The sequence below is a fragment of the Parathalassolituus penaei genome (genome assembly GCF_026626885.1).
Lineage (GTDB): Bacteria > Pseudomonadota > Gammaproteobacteria > Pseudomonadales > Oceanobacteraceae > Oceanobacter > Oceanobacter penaei.
This window is the reverse complement of sequence record NZ_JAPNOA010000031.1, coordinates 1-316: the sequence shown is the minus strand read 5'-3', so window position 1 is coordinate 316 and position 316 is coordinate 1. Positions and strand designations below refer to the sequence as shown.

At 47.5% G+C, this 316-nt stretch carries 1 pseudogene; it reads left to right on the top strand.

From position 1 onward, the window contains the following. A pseudogene (locus OUO13_RS12875) lies at positions 1–316 on the top strand (transposase); the annotation flags it as partial.

Here is a 316-nt window from a genome sequence, read left to right as displayed (position 1 = left end):
AGGAAGTCGCAGTCCGTTTGGACATCCATCCATTCATGCTGTCACGATGGCGTAAAGAATACCGGGAAGGTCTGTTGAAACCTTCCCGAACACCATCGAAAACAGTGAAGTCGACCGTGAACAAAGCGAAGAAAACCGTATCAGGAAAATCATCGGAATCCAGTGAACTGCGCAAGCTCAAGCGTGAAAATGAACGCCTGAAAAAGGAGCTGGATCTGGTAAAAAAGTGGCAACGATTTCTCGCGGAGAAAGAGAAGAACGATACCGATTCATAAGCGAGCACCATCATCGTTTTGGCGTGGCGTACTTATGTCGT